Genomic DNA, 15,592 nt, shown 5'->3' with positions numbered 1-15,592 from the left:
GGCTGGGCAGGCTAACGCTGGGCGCGAAGAACGGCGGGCAGCCAATCGGGGAAAATTTGTGAACGAACAGCATGCCGCAGTGATTGCGCCTGAATTTGCCGCGGCGGCGCCGCGTGGCCTGTGTACCGATTGCGGCGTGTCGCGCACCGCCACGCCCAACGATTGCGGCACCGCCTGCCAGTTCATCAAGCCCGACTATGCCGCCATGGAAACCCAGGTGCATGGCCGCGCCCGTGACGAGAGCCGGCCCGACGAACTGTTTTTCGGGCCGTTCCAGCGCATGGCGCGCGCCCGATTGAAACAGCCATCGGTGGGCGCGCAATGGACCGGCATCACCAGCCGGCTGGGCGAGCGCTTGCTGGAAACCGGCGCGGTCGAGGCGGTGCTGACCATGGCGCCGGACCCGGATGACAAATGGCGGCCGCGTCCGGTGATCGTCACGCAGGCGGCGGCCATGGCCAGCGTGCGCGGCATGCGCATGGGCTATGCGCCGCTGCTGGCGCTGCTGGAACCGGCCCGCGCGGCCGGCTTCAAGCGCATCGCCATCATCGGTATCCCCTGCCAGATTCACGCGCTGCGCCGGCTGGAGGCCAAGCTGGGCTTCGAGCGCATCTATGTGATCGGCACGCCGTGCAGCGACAACACGACGACGGAGAATTTCCACGAATTCCTCAGCCTGCTGTCGGACAAGCCGGACAGCATCACCTATCTGGAATTCAAGGCGAATTATCATGTCGAGCTGCGGTTCGAGGATGGCGGCAAGCGCGAAGTGCCGTTCCTGATGCTGCCGCTGTCCGATCTGCGGCCGGATTTCTTCCCGCTCACCTGCCGGACGTGCGTGGATTACACCAACAGCCTGGCCGATATCACGGTCGGCTATATGGGCGGCACCGGCGAACAATGGCTGCTGGTCCGCAACGATCGCGGCGCCGAATTGCTCGGCCTGCTCGGCGATGAAGTGGGGCTGTCGGAGCCGGAGGATAACGGCAAACCGGATGGATCGAAGCGCGCCGGGCCGGTGAAGGGCTTCATGGCCAACACCAAACGCGCCGCTGGCGGCCTGCCGCTGCGCCGGATGCCGAAATGGGTGCGGCCCATCGTCGGCAAGTTGATGCCGATCGTCGGCCCCAAGGGCAAGGAATTCGCCCGCACCCGCGTCGAGATGAAGGCGATCGAAACCATCCTGCATCTGCGCCGCGAAGCGCCGGCGATGATGAAAAACATGATCCCGCCGCACGTGTGGACACTGGTGGCGCGATACGGGCTGGTGCCGGCAAAGGGCGAAACGAAGCAAGGGTAAAGGCACAGAAGCCGCCGGCGGGCACGGACGCAGTCCCTGCCCGCCGGAGGCTGCTCTTTCCCTGACGACCGTGGGGCAGGATTTATGCCAGCCCCACCGATTTCATCGTCAGATCCCACAGGCGTTCATTGCGCGCCTCGTTGGTGCCGCGCACGGACAATTTCTGCGCGAATGCCTGGCGGCCTTCCTGCTGGCGGTTGCCCCAGCTCCAGTGCACGCCCGATTGGGCGGCGAAGGCCGGATCGGCGACGACTTGCGCGGTGCGCTCCCCGGCGAGCGGCTGGGAGACATAGCCCTTGGTGATGTTCTTCTGGAACCAGGGAAAAATCTTCTGAAAGGCCGGCGGCGTGTGGCGGAACAGCGGCGTATCGGCCACGCAGCCCGGATAGAGCGTGTTGAAGATGACCCCGGTCTCGCCCCAGCGCTTCTGGAATTCCCGGTTCATGATCATGCAGGCCAGCTTGCTGTCTTTATAGGCCTTGCCGGGTTTGAACGGCTTGCCATCGATCATGGCAATCGGCGCCTGGAACCCGGCGGCAAGGCCGGCCAGATCGCCAAGGTCGGCCGGCGCCGGGATCGGCACCTTGCCGCCGAACTCCTCGCTGTTCGCCGTCACCGTGCCCAGCGTGATCAGCCGTGCCGGGCCGGCACCGCCAGTCTTTGGTCGGCCATGCGCGGCCTTCAGATCATCCAGCAACAGATGCGCGAGCAGGAAGTGCCCGAAATAATTGGTGGCGACGCTGATTTCAAAGCCTTCGGGGCTGCGCTGCGGCTCGGTGGCGCGTGGCAGATAGACAGCGGCGTTCAGCAGCAGTGCGTCCAATGGCAGACCAAGTGCATGGAAATCATCGGCAAAACGCCGCACGCTGGCCTGGCTGCCCAGATCGATGTGCAGGATGCGGCGCGATTCGGCGGGGATGCCGGCTTCGGCAGCCGCAGCCTCGGCCTTGGCGAGATCGCGGCAGGCCATGATCACCAGCCAGCCGCGGGTTGCCAGCGCCTTGGCGGCCCACAGGCCGACGCCGGAGGAGGCACCGGTGATGATGACCACAGATTGATCCGACATGAAGTTATCCCCTCGCGGTGCGCTTGCGGCTCTTTGACTCAAACGCTGCGGCGCGGCAAGACAAGGTCCATGCAACCGCTTGCCGACGTTCTGGGCCTGGTGAACCCGCCCATCACTCCCGCCCTTGTGATCCGCCGTGCCGCGATGCTGGCCAATCTGGCGGCGATGCAGACGGCGTGTGACGCAAAAGGCGTTCGGCTGCGCCCCCATGGCAAGATGCACAAGTGCAGCCGGCTGGGCAAATTGCAGGTGGCGGGCGGCGCCATCGGCCTGTGTTGCCAGACGGTGGGTGAAGCCGAAACCTATGTGCACGCCGGCATCAACGATGTGCTGGTGACAGCGCCGGTGCCGCCGTGGGGCTGGCCGCGGCTGGCGGCGCTGGCGCGTCTGGCGCACGTCGGTGCGGTGCTGGACAGCGCGGTTCAGGCCCGCGAAGCCAGCGTGGCGGCGCTGGCGGCCGGTGCGGTGCTGGATGCCTATGTCGATATCGATCCCGGCATGGGCCGTGCCGGGGTGGCCGCCGATCAGGCCGGCGCGCTGGCGCAGTTGCTGGTCGACCTGCCGGGCCTGCATTATGCCGGGGTACAGGCCTATTGCGGGCATCACCAGCATCTGCTGCCGGCCGAACGCGTCGCGGCGCATGCCGCGTGGACCGATCGCTTGCGCGGCGCGGTGCATGATCTGCGCAGTGCTGGCCTGGCGCCGCCGCAGGTGACCGGCGGCGGCACCGGCACGGCGGCGATGGATCTGGCGGCCGGCGTCTACACGGAAATCCAGGCCGGCAGCTATGCGCTGATGGATGTCGAATATGGCGATCTGGGCGATCTGCCGTTCGCGCCGGCGCTGTTCCTAGCCGCCAGCGTGGTTTCCGCCCAGCACGCCAGCCATGTCACCTGCGATGCCGGGCACAAGGCGCTGCACCCCAACGGACCGGCGCAGCGCGTCGTGGTGCCAGCGGGGAGCGGATATCGGCCAATGGGCGATGAACATGGCGCGATCATTCCGCCCGGCGGCGCAGTCGAAGGTGGCATCGTCTGGCTGCAACCCGGCCATGTCGATCCCACGGTCGCCTTGCACGATGCGTTTTTCGTGGCGGATGAAGATGGTGCGCTGGAACGCTGGGCCATCGATGCCCGCCGATCCAGCCTGTGACCTGGAAAAGTTGAATGTGGAAATTGGGCATCATCGGCGGATCGGGGCTCTATGCCATCGACGGGCTGGCCGATGCGCGCTGGGTGGCGGTGGAATCTCCGTGGGGGGCACCGTCGGACGCTGTGCTCACCGGGCGGCTGGGCAGCATCGACGTGGCGTTCCTGCCGCGCCATGGCCGCGGGCATCGCGTCGCCCCCGGCGAATTGAACGTGCGCGCCAACATCGATGCGCTGAAACGCCTGGGCTGCACCGATTTGCTGGCGGTGTCGGCGGTGGGATCGCTGAATGCCACGATGGCGCCGGGCGATTTTGTGCTGGTGGATCAATTCATCGATCGCACCAAGGGCCGCCCCGGCAGCTTCTTTGGCAGCGGGCTGGTGGCGCATGTGCCGATGGCTGATCCCACCTGTCCGCGCCTGTCGGGCCTGGTCGGCGATGCGGTGGCAGAAGTTGGCGGCACGCTGCACCGCGGCGCCACCTATCTGGCGATGGAAGGCCCGGCCTTTTCCACCCGCGCCGAAAGCCGGCTGCACCAGGCCTGGGGCTGTGATCTGATCGGCATGACCGCGATGCCGGAAGCCAAATTGGCGCGCGAGGCTGAACTGCCCTACGCACTGCTGGCGATGGTGACGGATTATGATTGCTGGCATGACGGCACGGATGTGGATGTCACCGACATCATGGCGGTGATGCACGGCAACGCCGCCCTGGCCCGCGCCAGCATCATCGCCTTGTGCGCCAGCCTGCCGGCCGCGCGCCCGCCCAGCCCGATCGATAATGTGCTGGACGCCGCCATCATGACCGCGCCGGAAGCGCGCGACCCGGCGCTGCTGACGAAGAATGCGGCCATCCTGGCGCGCTGGCTGACAAAAGGGCGCACTGGTTGACGCGCTGCCGTCTGCTATCGCTGCAGCCCATGAACCGCATCACCATTTCCACGCCGGCCGGGCCAGTGTCGGCGCTGCAAGCCGCAGGCTCCAGTCGGGGCCAACCCCTGCATTTCGCGCACGCCACCGGCATGAATGCGCAGCTTTATGCGCGGATGCTGGCGCCGCTGGCCGCGGATTTTGCCATCACTGCCAGCGATGCGCGCGGCCATGGCTTCACCGGCCTGCCCAAGGACCCGGCGGCGCTGACCAGCTGGGATGAATTTGCCGCCGATCTCGACATGTTGCTGGGCGTTATTGACGGTGATGCGCGCTGGATCTTGGCGGGCCATTCGATGGGGGCGGCAGTGTCGCTGCTCGCGGCCGCCCTGCGCCCGGATCGGGTGGCGGGCCTGGTGATGGTCGATCCGGCGATGCTGCCCTTCGAAGTGTCGGCGCTGGTGCGCGCCGGCCAGGCGATCCCCAATCCGATGGCCGATCAGGCCGCCAAGCGCCGCGGGCTGTTTCCCAGCCGCGCCGATGCCCGCGCCGCTTATCATGGCCGCGGCGTCTTCCGCAGCTGGGCTGACGAAGATCTTGATGCCTATCTGGCCGGCGGCCTGGTGGAGACGGCAGAGGGCGTGGAACTGGCATGTGCGCCCGCGTTTGAATCGGCAACCTTTCGCGCCGTCTCACCCCATGTCGAAGCTGCGCTGCACAGCCTCACCTGCCCGTTCATCCTGATCGCCGGTGAGCATGGCTCCACCGTGCAGACCGGCGAACTCGCGGCTTTTGCTGCCCATCCGGCGTGCCTTGGCGCCACCCGCATTGCCGGCACCACGCATTTCGTGCCGCTTGAACGCCCGGATCTGGTGCGGGACGCGATTGCGCAGGTCAGTTCGGCGGCTGCTTCGGGACGGTGAAGCGACCGGTCACACGGCCGCCGGGGTTGGCGGCGGAGCGATTGTCGAAGCTGCTGGTGCGGGTGTTGAGGTTCCAGACGACGCGCGCGCCTTCGAGATGGTTGCCATCGCGGTCCATCTTGACGCTGCCCAGCAAGGTCACCAGCCGGCCCTTCACATCGTAAATGCCGCTGTTGGCGGTGGCGTGCATCGTGTTTTGCCGCAGCCGCACATTGCCAAGGGCATCGAGCCGCTGCACCTGCGGATTGCCGCTGCTGTCCTTGGCATAGCTGATGCGGACGCGATCGGCATTCAGCGTCAGGCTGCCCTGGCGGATGACCACGGCGCCGGTGAAGATGGCTTCATTCTGATTGTCGGCAATATCGATGCGTGCGGCATCGACATCGATCGGCGCGGCGCTGTCGAAAGTCTGGGCCAGCGCCGGCGTGGCAGACATCAGCAACAGACAGAAAAGGGCTCGCGTCATGTCTATCCTCTGCCGCTGCGCTGGTTGATGCGCAAGTGCACATTGCCAGCCAGCGACACACGGTTGCCGGCCAGATCGCCGCTCATCCGATCGGCGCGGAAATTGCCCATCGGCAGCTTGCCCTTTACCGGCGTTCGCGTGTTGACCCGGCGGCGCTTGAGATCGACGAACACGGTATCGGCATCAAGGCGGTAGCCACCGTCGGACCGCAGCTCGACCGGGCCGGCCACTTCCAGGCGGTCTTCGCCCAGGAAATAGCGGCCCGAAGGTGCCGTCACCTGCGCCGGGCCATCACGCCCGTCGAGTTGGGCCCGCAGCGTTGTCAGCTCGACGATCGGCACGGCGCTGGATTTCTGCACGGCGCTGCCGGCCGAAATGGCAAAGGCTTCGCCGGCCGTGGTCTTGCCGCGATATTCGGCACGGTTCACCCGCAGCCGTTCGCGCGACACCGCCACCTGATCCTTGGCAAGCAGGAAGGAAAATTCCTGCACGCTGAGCAAGGGCCAGATCAATATGGCCAGGCCGATCATGACAGCCGCCGCCGGCAGCAGCCATTTCAGCACGGTCATGCGCCGATCATGGCTGCTGCCGGGCAGGGCAGCGCGCTGCCGGCGGGACAGGAGCGGCGCTGCGGGGATGGGGGGTGCGGTCACGTCGAGCCTTCGGCAGCGCCGTTACAGATGCGCGAAAATATCCTGTTCGGGCCAGCCCTTGAGATCGAGTTCGCAGCGGGTGGGCAGGAAATCGAAACAGGCATTGGCGATGGCGGTGCGGCCTTCGCGCGCCAGCCGGTCCACCAGCACGGCGTGAGCGCGGTGCAGATAGCGCACATCGCTGGCGGCATAATCCTTCTGCGCCTCGCTGAGTTCGCCGGCGCCCCAATCCGATGATTGCTGCTGCTTGGAGATATCGACCCCCAGGGTTTCGCGCAGCAGATCCTTCAGGCCGTGGCGATCGGTGTAGGTGCGCACCAGTTTCGATGCGATCTTGGTGCAGAACACCGGGGTCGCCCACACGCCCAGATATTGCTGGATCACCGCAATATCGAACCGCGCGAAATGCATCAGCTTCAGTCGGGCCGGATCGGCGAGCACCGCCTTCAGATTGGGCGCATCATAGACGCCGGGGCTGAAGCGCACGAGATGTTCGTCGCCGTGGCCATCGCTGATCTGCAGCAGGCACAGGCGATCGCGGTGCGGGTTCAATCCCATGGTTTCGCTGTCGACGGCGACAGGGCCGGGGGCGAGCACGCCGGCGGGCAGGTCCCCTTCATGAAGATACACAGTCATGCCGCCGCGTTAGCAGGGGCGGTTGACCCTGTCATCCAGTGATGGCTGCCGCTATGCTGGGCCATGGTGGCCGCTGCCGATCTGCCGGAGGTGAAGGCGTTGCTGATCGCCGCAGCGCGATCCGGGCGTGACCTGTCTTATTCGGAAATGTTGCTGGCACTGGGGTATCGCTTCAGCCGGCCGAAAATGCGCAGCCTGTGCCGGCTGCTCGACGCCATCGACGCAGACGCAAGGTCGGCGGGGGAGCCGGAACTGGCGGTGCTGGTGGTGCGCGAATCGGATCGGTTGCCGGGGCAGGGCTGGTGGGTCGGCCGGCGGGATGCACCGCCCGACTGGACCGGGCCCGACGCGCGCCGCTTTGTGGCGTCACGCCAGGCCCGGGCCTTCGCCTATTGGCGGGATCAATAGGGGTTGGGACGGCTGTCTTCGCGATAGCTGTCGCGCACCGGTTGTGCGGGCTCGGCGCGCTGCGGTGCTGGCTCGCTGCGCGGCGCTGGTTCGCTGCGCGGCGCTGGTTCGCTGCGCGGCTGGGGCATGAAATCGCGGACCGGGCGCGGTTCGGGCGCGGGCCGGGCCTGCATTGGTGGCGGGGCCATCGCACCGCCCACCGCCCCCGACAGGCCGGCGGACGGGCGATCGCCCCGCGGCGGACGACCGCCACCGTTCCAGCCCCCGCGGCGCGGATCGCCGCCACGTTCAACGCGGCGCGGTTCGCCGCCAATATCAGCGCGGCGCGGATCGCCGCCAATATCAGTTCCGCGCGGATCATTGCCCATTGAGGTTCCGGGTTGGCCGGCACGGCGACCATTGCCATTCCAGCCTTGCGGCGGACGCTGCAGTTGGCCGGTCAGATCACGGCCGATGGCATCGCCCACGCCGCCCGGTTGGACCTGACCGGGGTTGCCGTTCCAGCCATCACGGCGCGGGCCGCCGTTCCAGCCATCACGGCGCGGATCAGTGCCATAGTTGCCATTCCATCCTTGCGGTGGCCGCTGCGGTTGGCCGGTCAGGCCACGGCCGATGGCGTCGCCCACGCTGCCCGGCTGGCCCGGACGGGGGTTGCCGTTCCAGCCTTCACGACGCGGGCCGTTGTTCCAGCCGCTCCGGCCATCGCCTCGATAACCACGCGGGTTATGGCCATAGCCCCGACCGAACCCGGCTCCCGGCGCGCGCCAGCCCCAGCCGCGATTCCAGGGCTGGTTCCAGCCCCAATAGGGCGTGTGCTGCCAATGCGTGCGGCCCCAGTAATTCACGCCGAAATTCCACGGCAGGATGCGGCCGCCAAAGCGCGCGGCAAACAGGTTGCCGCGCGGCACCCACACCCATGACGGGCCATACCAACTGCCCCAATTGTCATAGCCCCAGCCTGCGCCAAAGCCGACGCCGACATTCCAGGCGATCTGCGGCGGGATCGGCGCCCAGCCGACCACCGCGTCGGCTTCGCGCCATGCCACCCAGCTTGGCCCCCAATTGGTGCCGGGCACCCACACCCAGCCGATCGCCTCGTCAAAGCCCCAGCGGCCATAATGATCGGTTGCCCAGCCCCAGGGATCGGCGGACAGCCAATAGCGATTGTCGAGCCACTGGCCGTTGACGTACGGCCGCCAACCCTGCGGCGCCGCCGGCTGAAACGCCCGGCCCCAGCGCGTCTGCAGCCAGCGGCCGTGCTGCGCCAAGGGCTGATAGAAAACGTCCACGCCGGGCACGTCTTCCGGCCCCCACAGTGCGCCGGGCTGCGCCGGCCAATCGGCCGCGTAACCGCCCATCACCGGCTGATCGCCATCATCATATACCGGTGCCCGGCCGGTAACTTCGCCGGGATAGGCGCAGGCCCCCACAGAAAGGGCCAGCATGATGGCAAGCGATCGCGGGAACATCGGCAAATTGGCCTTTCACCAGAGAAGGGCCTCTGTTTCGCACAGGGCGGCTGTCGCCTGCATGAATGTTGCAGGCGCGTTGCAATGGTGCAGCGTCAGCCCAGCGCCCGCCAGCCGACGTAGAGCGCGGTGGTGATCACCATCACCGCAAACAGTTGCCGGGCCAGCGCCGCGCGCGATGCCAGCCGCGGCGCCAGGCTGCGCGCGGCGATCACGCCGATGATGCCGCCCGCCGCCATCGCGATCAGCGCCGGCACATCGACGCGCCCGGCCGCCGCATAGGTGCCCGCTGTTGCCACCCCGAACACCAACACCGACACCAGCGACGATGCTGCGGCATTGGCGAGGGTCATGCCGGTCGCCGCCATCAGGCCCGGCACGATCAGAAAGCCGCCGCCAATGCCGAAAAATCCTGCGGCGAGGCCCACGGCCAACCCGACTGGCAGCAGCTTGAGGATCATGGCGGCATCAATGTGCACATCGGGATTTCCCACGTTGCGCGCCGGACGCAGCATGGCCAGCCCGACCGCCAGCATCGCCACAGCGAAGACGCCGAGCAATGCCTGGCCATCCAATTGCTGCGCCAGCGCGGCACCCGCCAGAGATCCGGCCAGGCCCGCCCCGGCAAAACTGAGCGCGCAGGGCCATTTCACCATGCCGGCGCGCGCCTGCACCGCCAGATTGCCGGCCGCGTTCAACGCCACGGCGGCCGCACCGGTGCCGATGGCCACGTGCGGATCGGCAATGCCAACCACATACAGCAGCAAGGGCGTCGCCAGCACCGAGCCGCCGCCGCCGAACAGGCCAAGCAACAGCGCAATCAGCGCCCCGCCAGCGGCGGCCGCCGGCAAACCAAGTGCAAGGCTGGCCTCCACCGGATCAGGCCGTCACGCGGTTCCACGGCATCACCGCCAGCAATCGCGCCATGCCGCACCAGCCCGACACACCGGCAAAGGTGAGGCCTGCCCCGACAAAGGCCGACAAGCCAATCCAGACAGGTGCCGCCACCAGGCTGAGCCCGACGCCGGCTAGCACCAGCACGCCGGCAGCGATCTGCACCTGTCGCATCAGCGGCATCGTACGGGCCGCATCACGCCCGGCCACACCCAGCCCGGCCTTCGCCCAGGCATCGACGCCGCCCGCCAGCAGATGGACATGGCCGGCCTTGCCGAGGGCAGCGAGACGTTGGTCATTGGCCGCGGTGCGCCGGCCGGTTTGGCAAGTGAACAGCAGTTCGACATCCGTGCCGCAAGCCAGCGGGCCTGCATCGGGCAGGCTGAGCGGGCGCGACAGCGATGCGGGGATATGCCGGGCGGCGAATTCGTCCGGCTCGCGCACATCGACGATCATCGCCTTGCCCCGTTCCAGCAGCATCGCGGCGTCAGCGGGAGAGATTTGCGGCAACATGGGCGTCTTCCTGTTGGTCAGGCGGGCAGAAAATGCCGGCCAGGGTGGTGATCACCGCAAGTACGGCGGGATCGGCAATGCGGTAATGGACGGCCAGCCCGTCACGGCGGGCGGCCACCAGGCCTTCGCTGCGCAGCAGCGCCAAGTGCTGGGACAGGGCGGATTGTGACAGGCGGCTGGCGATTTGCCCTGCCTGCCGCTCACCGGCGGCCAACTGGCACAGCACCAGCAGGCGGGAATCATGCGCCATCGCCTTCAACAGGCGGGAGGCCGCAGCGGCTGATGTTTCGAAGCGGGCAAGATCATCCGGGTTCATGTGATCAATATATGAGTTTATTCTAATTTAGCAAGGTCTAATATACACTGGAGAGGAACGTTCAATGGTCCCGACTCCAACCCGCCCAGCCCCAGAGGTCGCCCCGATCCTCGATGCGGCCACCAACACCTGGACCTATCTCGTTGCCGATCCCGCCACGGGCGCAGCCGCGATCATCGATGCGGTGCTGGATTATGAACCGAAAGGCGCTGCCGTTTCCCATGCCGGCCTTGAGCGCCTGCTGGATCTGGTGGCGCAGCGCCGGCTCAGCCTGAAATGGGTGATGGAAACCCACGCCCACGCCGATCATCTCGCCGGCGGCCATTGGCTGCGGGATCGCAGCGGGGCGCCGTTGGTGATCGGTTCAAATATTACCCAGGTGCAGCGGGTGTTCGCGCCGCGATTCGGCCTGTATGACATGGCCACCGATGGCCGCCAGTTCGATGTGCTGGTGGAGGATGGTGCTGTCTTGCCATTGGGCGATCTGACCATCCGCGTGCTGCACACGCCGGGCCACACGCCGGCCTGCGCCACCTATGTGATCGGCGCTGCGGCGTTCGTCGGCGACACCTTGTTCATGCCGGATTATGGCACGGCGCGCTGCGATTTTCCCGGCGGCGATGCCGCGACCCTGCATGCCTCCATCACCAAGATCCTGGCCTTGCCCGGCGATACCCGTATCTTTGTCGGCCATGATTATCTGCCGGCCGGGCGCAGCGACTATCGCTGCGAAACCACGGTCGCCGCGCAGAAAGCCGGCAACATCCACGTGCATGATGGCATCGATGCCGCCAGCTTCGTTGCGATGCGACAGGCCCGCGATGCCACGCTGGCGCCGCCGACGCTGATCCTGCCCAGCCTGCAGGTGAACATTGCCGCCGGCGAACTACCGCCCGCCGACGCGCAGGGCCGCCGCTTTCTCAGGCTGCCGCTGACATTGCTGTAAATTTTCGGGAGAACGCCCACGCTGGCTCCCCGGGCAGGATTCGAACCTGCGACCAGTCGATTAACAGTCGACTGCTCTACCGCTGAGCTACCGAGGAACAGCGTGGGAGCGCTCCCTTAGCGGTGCCTGCCGGGCTTGCCAAGCGGATTTCGGGCATGGTCGGCTGTTGCGGATCAACTCGCGAACTGTTCCAGGCTGATGCGGTCGTCCAGGGCATATTCGGGATCGAACATCAGGGTCAGGTTGATGTCGCGGTCGATGCTCACCTTCACATGCGCCACGTCGCGCACCTCCATCTGATCGGCGACGGCTGAAACCGGGCGCTTGCGGGATTCGCGCACTTCGAATTCGATCACGCTGGCGCCGGGCAGCAGCGCGCCGCGCCAGCGGCGGGGGCGGAATGGTGAAATCGGGGTGAGGGCGAGCAGATCGGATTCCAGCGGCAGGATGGGACCATTGGCTGACAGATTATAGGCGGTGGAGCCGGCCGGCGTGGAGACCAGCACACCATCGCAGATCAGTTCTTCCATGCGGGTCTTGCCATCGATGGCGATGCCGATCTTGGCGGCCTGGCGGGTTTCGCGCAGCAGCGACACCTCGTTGATCGCCGGGAACGACACGCAGCGCCCCGATGCCGTGGTGGCGGTCATCAACAGCGGATTGAGCGTGAAGCGCTTGGCGGCCTCGACGCGGGCCAGCAGATCCTTGGCGCGGAAATCATTCATCAGGAAACCCACCGTGCCGCGATTCATGCCGAACATCGGCTTGGGGTCTTTCAGTTGCAGGGCCTCGTGCAGGCAGTGCAGCAGGAACCCGTCGCCGCCCAGCGCCACCACGACATCGGCTTCGCGCACCGGCACGAATTCATGGCCGGCGCGCAGGGTTTCGGCGGCGGCGCGCGCGACATGGCTGTCGGATGCCAGCAGTGCGAGTTTCATGGAATCAATCCCCCGTTTGTCCCAGATGTGCCAGATGCCTGCGTATCAACCGCCGGTCATGCTCATGTGGCGGGCCACCGCCGGCTGCGCGCCGCGCCGATCGATGACGAAATCATGGCCCTTGGGCTTGCGCGAGATGGCTTCATCAAGGGCGGCATCGATGGCGGCAGGATCATTGCCAACCCGGCGCAGTACGGCGCGCAGATCGGCCTGGTCATCCTGGCCTAGGCACATGTACAATTGCCCGGTCGCGGTCAGCCGCACGCGGTTGCAGCTTTCGCAGAAATTGTGGGTCAGCGGCGTGATGAAGCCCAATTGCAGACCGAGCTCCTCGACATGGACATAGCGGGCCGGCCCACCGGTGCGGTGCGGCAGATCGGTGAGCGTGTAGCGCTGTGCCAATTGCCGGCGTACGGCTGACAAGGGCAGATACTGGTCCACACGGTCTTCGCCTATTTCGCCCAAGGGCATGGTTTCGATGAGGGTGAGATCATGGCCGCCCCGGGCCGCGAACGTCATCAGCGCTTCGATTTCGTCGGCGTTCTCGTGCGCCAGCGCCACGGTGTTGAGCTTGACCTTCAGGCCGGCCGCCGTGGCAGCGGCGATGCCATCGAGCACCTGCGGCAGGCGGCCCCAGCGGGTGATACGCGCGAATTTTTCCGCATCGAGCGTGTCGAGGCTGATGTTGACCCGGCGCACCCCGGCGGCAAACAGCGCTTCCGCATGGCGCGCCATCTGGCTGCCGTTGCTGGTCAGGGTCAATTCTTCCAGTGCGCCGGTTTTCAGGTGGCGCCCCAGGCTGTGCACCAGATCGGTGATGCCGCGCCGCACCAGTGGTTCACCGCCGGTCAACCGCAGCTTGCGCGTGCCGCGCCGAATGAAGGCCGAGGCGATGCGATCGATCTCCTCCAGGCTCAGCACTTCGGATTTTGGCAGGAACTGCATGTCTTCGGCCATGCAATAGACACAGCGAAAATCGCAGCGATCGGTAACGGAGACACGCAGATAGGTGATGGCGCGGCCGAACGGATCAACAAGCGGCGGCGCAGCATGCGGAGCCGTCGGCAGCACCGCAGGAGGCATGGTCGCAGGCCGATCACCGAACATGAGCCAAGCCTGTGGCAGGCGTGGCCGGCTTGGCAAGTGATTCGGCCACGGGCTGAACGCGTTGCTTATGTGAATTTGGCATCTACATGCTGACAATGGGTCTATCTTGGGTTATGATGTAACGCGATTTCAAGGCAGGTTAACGCGTTTCATGGTTCCCGTCCCTTACGAGCCGGTGTTGATCGTCTCGCCGCGCTATGCCGATGATCTGGCGGCGATGGCGACGGCGGCGGGCAAGGTGCCGCGGCTGGAACGCCGCCCGGACGCCGCGCCGGCGCGTTTTGCCGCCGAGCCGGTGCGGGTGGTGGTGGTGGATGCCCGCGGCGCGCTTGCGGCTGGACTGACCGTGGCGCGTGCCCTGGGGCCATCGGTGGAAAGCCGGCGCGGCGCCATGCTGGTGCTGCTGTCGCGCAGCGATGCCGATGCTTCCGGCGCCGCCAGCGAGGCGGGTGCAACATCGGTGCTGGTCTCGCCCTTCGGATCGGACAGTTTCACCAATGCGCTGGCCCTGGCCGGTCGCCACGCTGCGCGACTGGCGGCGGCCGCTGCGGCGCCGCTGCCCAACGATGCGCCGGGTGCCGACCGGCTGACCGGCCTCGCCAGCGGCGAACGTATCCAATACTGGCTCGCCGATCAGCGCGCCGCCGGGCAACCGGCGGGGGTGATCGTGGTCGGGGTTGGCCGCTTTGCCCAGATCAATACCATCCACGGCCGCGATGTGGCGGATCGCCTGCTGGCGGCGATCGCGGCCCGTCTGGGCCCAATTGCCGATGCCGGCCTGCAGGGCGGTGAAGTGCGCCTCCTTGGCCGCTTGACGGCGGCGGAATTCGCCCTGGGGGTGTCAGGCGCGGCCGCGGCGCGGGGCATCGATGCACTGGCGCGCCGGCTGCTCAGCGGCTTCGAACGGCCGTTTGCCGTGGATGATCGGCTGATCCATGTGTCGGGCCGCGCCGGCATCGCTTGGGATGATGGCCGCATGGCCGGCGAACCCGGCGCCGTGGCGGCCGGCCTGCTGCGCGAGGCGGCGATTGCGCTTGCCGATGCGCGCAGCCGGGAGCCGGGTGCAGTGGCACGGTTCATGCGCGACGATGTCGGGGCGGCGCTGGCGCTGCGCGTTGATCTGGAATCCGATCTGTTCCGGGCGCTGGCCGATGGCGATATCGCCGTGCTGTTCCAGCCGTTGGCCCGGCTGGCCGATGGCCATGTCGCCGGGGCCGAGGCCCTGGTGCGCTGGGACCATCCGGTACACGGCCGCTTGTCTGCCGCCACGCTGCTGGAAACGGCGGCATCGGCCGAATTGGCGATCACGCTGGGCCGCCACATCCGCGCCCGGGCGATTGCCGCGGCGGCGGCGTGGACCGGGCCGTTGGCCAATCTGAAATTGTCGCTGAACGTCACCGCCGCCGATCTTGCCGATCCACAGTTCATCGAAACGCTCGCCACCGATCTGATCCAGGCCGGCCTGTCCCCGAACCGGCTGATCGTGGAGGTGACCGAAGAAGCCATCATCAACGACATGGACGCGGCCGCCGCCACTTTGTCGCTGCTGCGCCGCGACGGGGTGGGGATTTCGCTCGATGATTTCGGTGCCGGCTATTCCAGCCTGGCGCGGCTGGCGCGGCTGCCCGTGGACACGATCAAGCTGGATCGCAGCTTTGCCGCCGGCCTGACCGGGTCGGAGCGGGAGCGGATCGTCGTGGAAGGCATGATCGCCACGGCACGCCGGCTGGGGCTCGCCGTTGTCGCCGAAGGCGTCGAGGATGATGTGCAGATGGCCGCCGCGCGCGCCGCCGGCTGCCAGTGGGTGCAGGGTTTCTGCGTGGCCCCGCCGATGGATGAAGCCGGGCTGGCCGCCTTCTGCGCGGGCCGGCCGCAAGTGAGCGTGGCCTAGATTCGGTTTCGTTTTGATTGGGTCCCCCTCTCCCGCAAGCGGGAGAGG

At 67.1% G+C, this 15,592-nt stretch carries 17 protein-coding genes and 1 tRNA gene; 7 read left to right on the top strand and 11 right to left on the bottom strand.

Annotated features, from left to right (window positions below):
- The first annotated feature begins 58 nt into the window (after positions 1 to 58).
- Entirely contained in the window at positions 59 to 1,300 is a 1,242-nt protein-coding gene (locus ABWP22_RS06995) for a Coenzyme F420 hydrogenase/dehydrogenase, beta subunit C-terminal domain (protein ID WP_353199240.1), read from the top strand.
- Between the two features lie 82 nt (positions 1,301 to 1,382).
- On the opposite strand, the gene ABWP22_RS06990 is transcribed toward ABWP22_RS06995, so the two are convergent.
- Positions 1,383 to 2,366 carry a protochlorophyllide reductase gene (locus tag ABWP22_RS06990; protein ID WP_353199239.1) on the bottom strand — a complete coding sequence of 328 codons (984 nt, stop codon included), beginning with the start codon at positions 2,364 to 2,366 and terminating at the stop codon, positions 1,383 to 1,385.
- A gap of 69 nt (positions 2,367 to 2,435) precedes the next feature.
- Between ABWP22_RS06990 and ABWP22_RS06985 the strand changes: the two genes are divergently transcribed.
- Genes ABWP22_RS06985 through ABWP22_RS06975 form a run of 3 tightly spaced genes read left to right on the top strand, consistent with a single transcriptional unit; the run spans position 2,436 to position 5,307 of the window.
- Positions 2,436 to 3,518, top strand: a complete 1,083-nt coding sequence (locus ABWP22_RS06985; protein WP_353199238.1) for an alanine racemase — start codon at positions 2,436 to 2,438, stop codon at positions 3,516 to 3,518.
- A 14-nt stretch (positions 3,519 to 3,532) separates the two neighbouring features.
- Positions 3,533 to 4,405: an S-methyl-5'-thioadenosine phosphorylase gene (gene mtnP / locus ABWP22_RS06980; protein WP_353199237.1), complete on the top strand. Its 873-nt coding sequence runs from the start codon at positions 3,533 to 3,535 to the stop codon at positions 4,403 to 4,405.
- Positions 4,406 to 4,434: 29 nt separating this feature from the next.
- On the top strand, positions 4,435 to 5,307 hold the full coding sequence (locus ABWP22_RS06975) for an alpha/beta fold hydrolase (RefSeq protein ID WP_353199236.1): 873 nt from the start codon (positions 4,435 to 4,437) through the stop codon (positions 5,305 to 5,307).
- On the opposite strand, the gene lptA is transcribed toward ABWP22_RS06975, so the two are convergent.
- Genes lptA through ABWP22_RS06960 form a run of 3 tightly spaced genes read right to left on the bottom strand, consistent with a single transcriptional unit; the run spans position 5,279 to position 7,062 of the window.
- Positions 5,279 to 5,773 (bottom strand): lipopolysaccharide transport periplasmic protein LptA, encoded by a 495-nt coding sequence (gene lptA, locus ABWP22_RS06970; RefSeq protein WP_353199235.1) that lies wholly within the window; start codon positions 5,771 to 5,773, stop codon positions 5,279 to 5,281. The genes ABWP22_RS06975 and lptA overlap by 29 nt on opposite strands.
- A gap of 2 nt (positions 5,774 to 5,775) precedes the next feature.
- Positions 5,776 to 6,426 (bottom strand): LPS export ABC transporter periplasmic protein LptC, encoded by a 651-nt coding sequence (gene lptC / locus ABWP22_RS06965; protein ID WP_353199234.1) that lies wholly within the window; start codon positions 6,424 to 6,426, stop codon positions 5,776 to 5,778.
- A 21-nt stretch (positions 6,427 to 6,447) separates the two neighbouring features.
- On the bottom strand, positions 6,448 to 7,062 hold the full coding sequence (locus ABWP22_RS06960; protein ID WP_353199233.1) for a ribonuclease D: 615 nt from the start codon (positions 7,060 to 7,062) through the stop codon (positions 6,448 to 6,450).
- A gap of 63 nt (positions 7,063 to 7,125) precedes the next feature.
- On the opposite strand from ABWP22_RS06960, the gene ABWP22_RS06955 reads away from it, so the two are divergent.
- Positions 7,126 to 7,470 (top strand): ribose-phosphate pyrophosphokinase, encoded by a 345-nt coding sequence (locus tag ABWP22_RS06955; RefSeq protein ID WP_353199232.1) that lies wholly within the window; start codon positions 7,126 to 7,128, stop codon positions 7,468 to 7,470.
- On the opposite strand, the gene ABWP22_RS06950 is transcribed toward ABWP22_RS06955, so the two are convergent.
- The 4 genes from ABWP22_RS06950 to ABWP22_RS06935 all read right to left on the bottom strand — a co-directional run bounded on the left by ABWP22_RS06950 (position 7,464) and on the right by ABWP22_RS06935 (position 10,662).
- The gene (locus ABWP22_RS06950) at positions 7,464 to 8,915 is read right to left on the bottom strand and encodes a DUF6600 domain-containing protein (protein ID WP_353199231.1); all 1,452 of its coding nucleotides are present in this window, start codon (positions 8,913 to 8,915) and stop codon (positions 7,464 to 7,466) included. The genes ABWP22_RS06955 and ABWP22_RS06950 overlap by 7 nt on opposite strands.
- Before the next feature lie 119 nt (positions 8,916 to 9,034).
- The gene (locus ABWP22_RS06945) at positions 9,035 to 9,790 is read right to left on the bottom strand and encodes a sulfite exporter TauE/SafE family protein (protein ID WP_353199230.1); all 756 of its coding nucleotides are present in this window, start codon (positions 9,788 to 9,790) and stop codon (positions 9,035 to 9,037) included.
- Positions 9,791 to 9,818: 28 nt separating this feature from the next.
- Positions 9,819 to 10,346: a rhodanese family protein gene (locus ABWP22_RS06940; protein ID WP_353199229.1), complete on the bottom strand. Its 528-nt coding sequence runs from the start codon at positions 10,344 to 10,346 to the stop codon at positions 9,819 to 9,821.
- The gene (locus tag ABWP22_RS06935; RefSeq protein WP_353199228.1) at positions 10,321 to 10,662 is read right to left on the bottom strand and encodes an ArsR/SmtB family transcription factor; all 342 of its coding nucleotides are present in this window, start codon (positions 10,660 to 10,662) and stop codon (positions 10,321 to 10,323) included. Before ABWP22_RS06935 ends, ABWP22_RS06940 begins: the two co-directional genes overlap by 26 nt.
- Positions 10,663 to 10,726: 64 nt before the next feature.
- Here ABWP22_RS06935 and ABWP22_RS06930 point away from each other — a divergent pair, with 64 nt between their 5' ends.
- A complete protein-coding gene (locus ABWP22_RS06930; protein ID WP_353199227.1) occupies positions 10,727 to 11,608 on the top strand; it encodes an MBL fold metallo-hydrolase in 882 nt (293 codons plus the stop codon).
- 22 nt (positions 11,609 to 11,630) lie between these two features.
- Here the strand turns inward: ABWP22_RS06930 and ABWP22_RS06925 are convergent.
- The 3 genes from ABWP22_RS06925 to moaA form a co-directional block, all read right to left on the bottom strand.
- Positions 11,631 to 11,705, bottom strand: a tRNA-Asn gene (locus ABWP22_RS06925).
- Between the two features lie 76 nt (positions 11,706 to 11,781).
- Positions 11,782 to 12,546, bottom strand: coding sequence for an NAD kinase (locus ABWP22_RS06920; protein ID WP_353199226.1), 765 nt, complete (start codon positions 12,544 to 12,546; stop codon positions 11,782 to 11,784).
- Positions 12,547 to 12,591: 45 nt separating this feature from the next.
- On the bottom strand, positions 12,592 to 13,653 hold the full coding sequence (gene moaA, locus ABWP22_RS06915; protein WP_502951096.1) for a GTP 3',8-cyclase MoaA: 1,062 nt from the start codon (positions 13,651 to 13,653) through the stop codon (positions 12,592 to 12,594).
- Between the two features lie 151 nt (positions 13,654 to 13,804).
- Between moaA and ABWP22_RS06910 the strand changes: the two genes are divergently transcribed.
- Positions 13,805 to 15,544: an EAL domain-containing protein gene (locus ABWP22_RS06910; RefSeq protein WP_353199225.1), complete on the top strand. Its 1,740-nt coding sequence runs from the start codon at positions 13,805 to 13,807 to the stop codon at positions 15,542 to 15,544.
- The last annotated feature ends 48 nt before the right edge of the window (positions 15,545 to 15,592 follow it).

The organism is Sandarakinorhabdus sp. (assembly GCF_040398665.1).
GTDB lineage: Bacteria > Pseudomonadota > Alphaproteobacteria > Sphingomonadales > Sphingomonadaceae > Sandarakinorhabdus.
Note: the sequence above shows the minus strand (reverse complement) of the source record. Positions and strands in the feature narration are given on the sequence as shown.

What these genes read in the sequence shown, in the direction of transcription:
- ABWP22_RS06990 (WP_353199239.1), bottom strand. Translation starts at nt 2,366, where the DNA reads ATGTCGGATCAATCTGTGGTCATCATCACCGGTGCCTCCTCCGGCGTC.
- ABWP22_RS06985 (WP_353199238.1), top strand. Translation starts at nt 2,436, where the DNA reads ATGCAACCGCTTGCCGACGTTCTGGGCCTGGTGAACCCGCCCATCACT.
- mtnP (WP_353199237.1), top strand. Translation starts at nt 3,533, where the DNA reads ATGTGGAAATTGGGCATCATCGGCGGATCGGGGCTCTATGCCATCGAC.
- ABWP22_RS06975 (WP_353199236.1), top strand. Translation starts at nt 4,435, where the DNA reads ATGAACCGCATCACCATTTCCACGCCGGCCGGGCCAGTGTCGGCGCTG.
- lptA (WP_353199235.1), bottom strand. Translation starts at nt 5,773, where the DNA reads ATGACGCGAGCCCTTTTCTGTCTGTTGCTGATGTCTGCCACGCCGGCG.
- ABWP22_RS06960 (WP_353199233.1), bottom strand. Translation starts at nt 7,062, where the DNA reads ATGACTGTGTATCTTCATGAAGGGGACCTGCCCGCCGGCGTGCTCGCC.
- ABWP22_RS06955 (WP_353199232.1), top strand. Translation starts at nt 7,126, where the DNA reads ATGGTGGCCGCTGCCGATCTGCCGGAGGTGAAGGCGTTGCTGATCGCC.
- ABWP22_RS06950 (WP_353199231.1), bottom strand. Translation starts at nt 8,915, where the DNA reads ATGCTGGCCCTTTCTGTGGGGGCCTGCGCCTATCCCGGCGAAGTTACC.
- ABWP22_RS06940 (WP_353199229.1), bottom strand. Translation starts at nt 10,346, where the DNA reads ATGTTGCCGCAAATCTCTCCCGCTGACGCCGCGATGCTGCTGGAACGG.
- ABWP22_RS06935 (WP_353199228.1), bottom strand. Translation starts at nt 10,662, where the DNA reads ATGAACCCGGATGATCTTGCCCGCTTCGAAACATCAGCCGCTGCGGCC.
- ABWP22_RS06930 (WP_353199227.1), top strand. Translation starts at nt 10,727, where the DNA reads ATGGTCCCGACTCCAACCCGCCCAGCCCCAGAGGTCGCCCCGATCCTC.
- ABWP22_RS06920 (WP_353199226.1), bottom strand. Translation starts at nt 12,546, where the DNA reads ATGAAACTCGCACTGCTGGCATCCGACAGCCATGTCGCGCGCGCCGCC.
- moaA (WP_502951096.1), bottom strand. Translation starts at nt 13,653, where the DNA reads ATGTTCGGTGATCGGCCTGCGACCATGCCTCCTGCGGTGCTGCCGACG.
- ABWP22_RS06910 (WP_353199225.1), top strand. Translation starts at nt 13,805, where the DNA reads ATGGTTCCCGTCCCTTACGAGCCGGTGTTGATCGTCTCGCCGCGCTAT.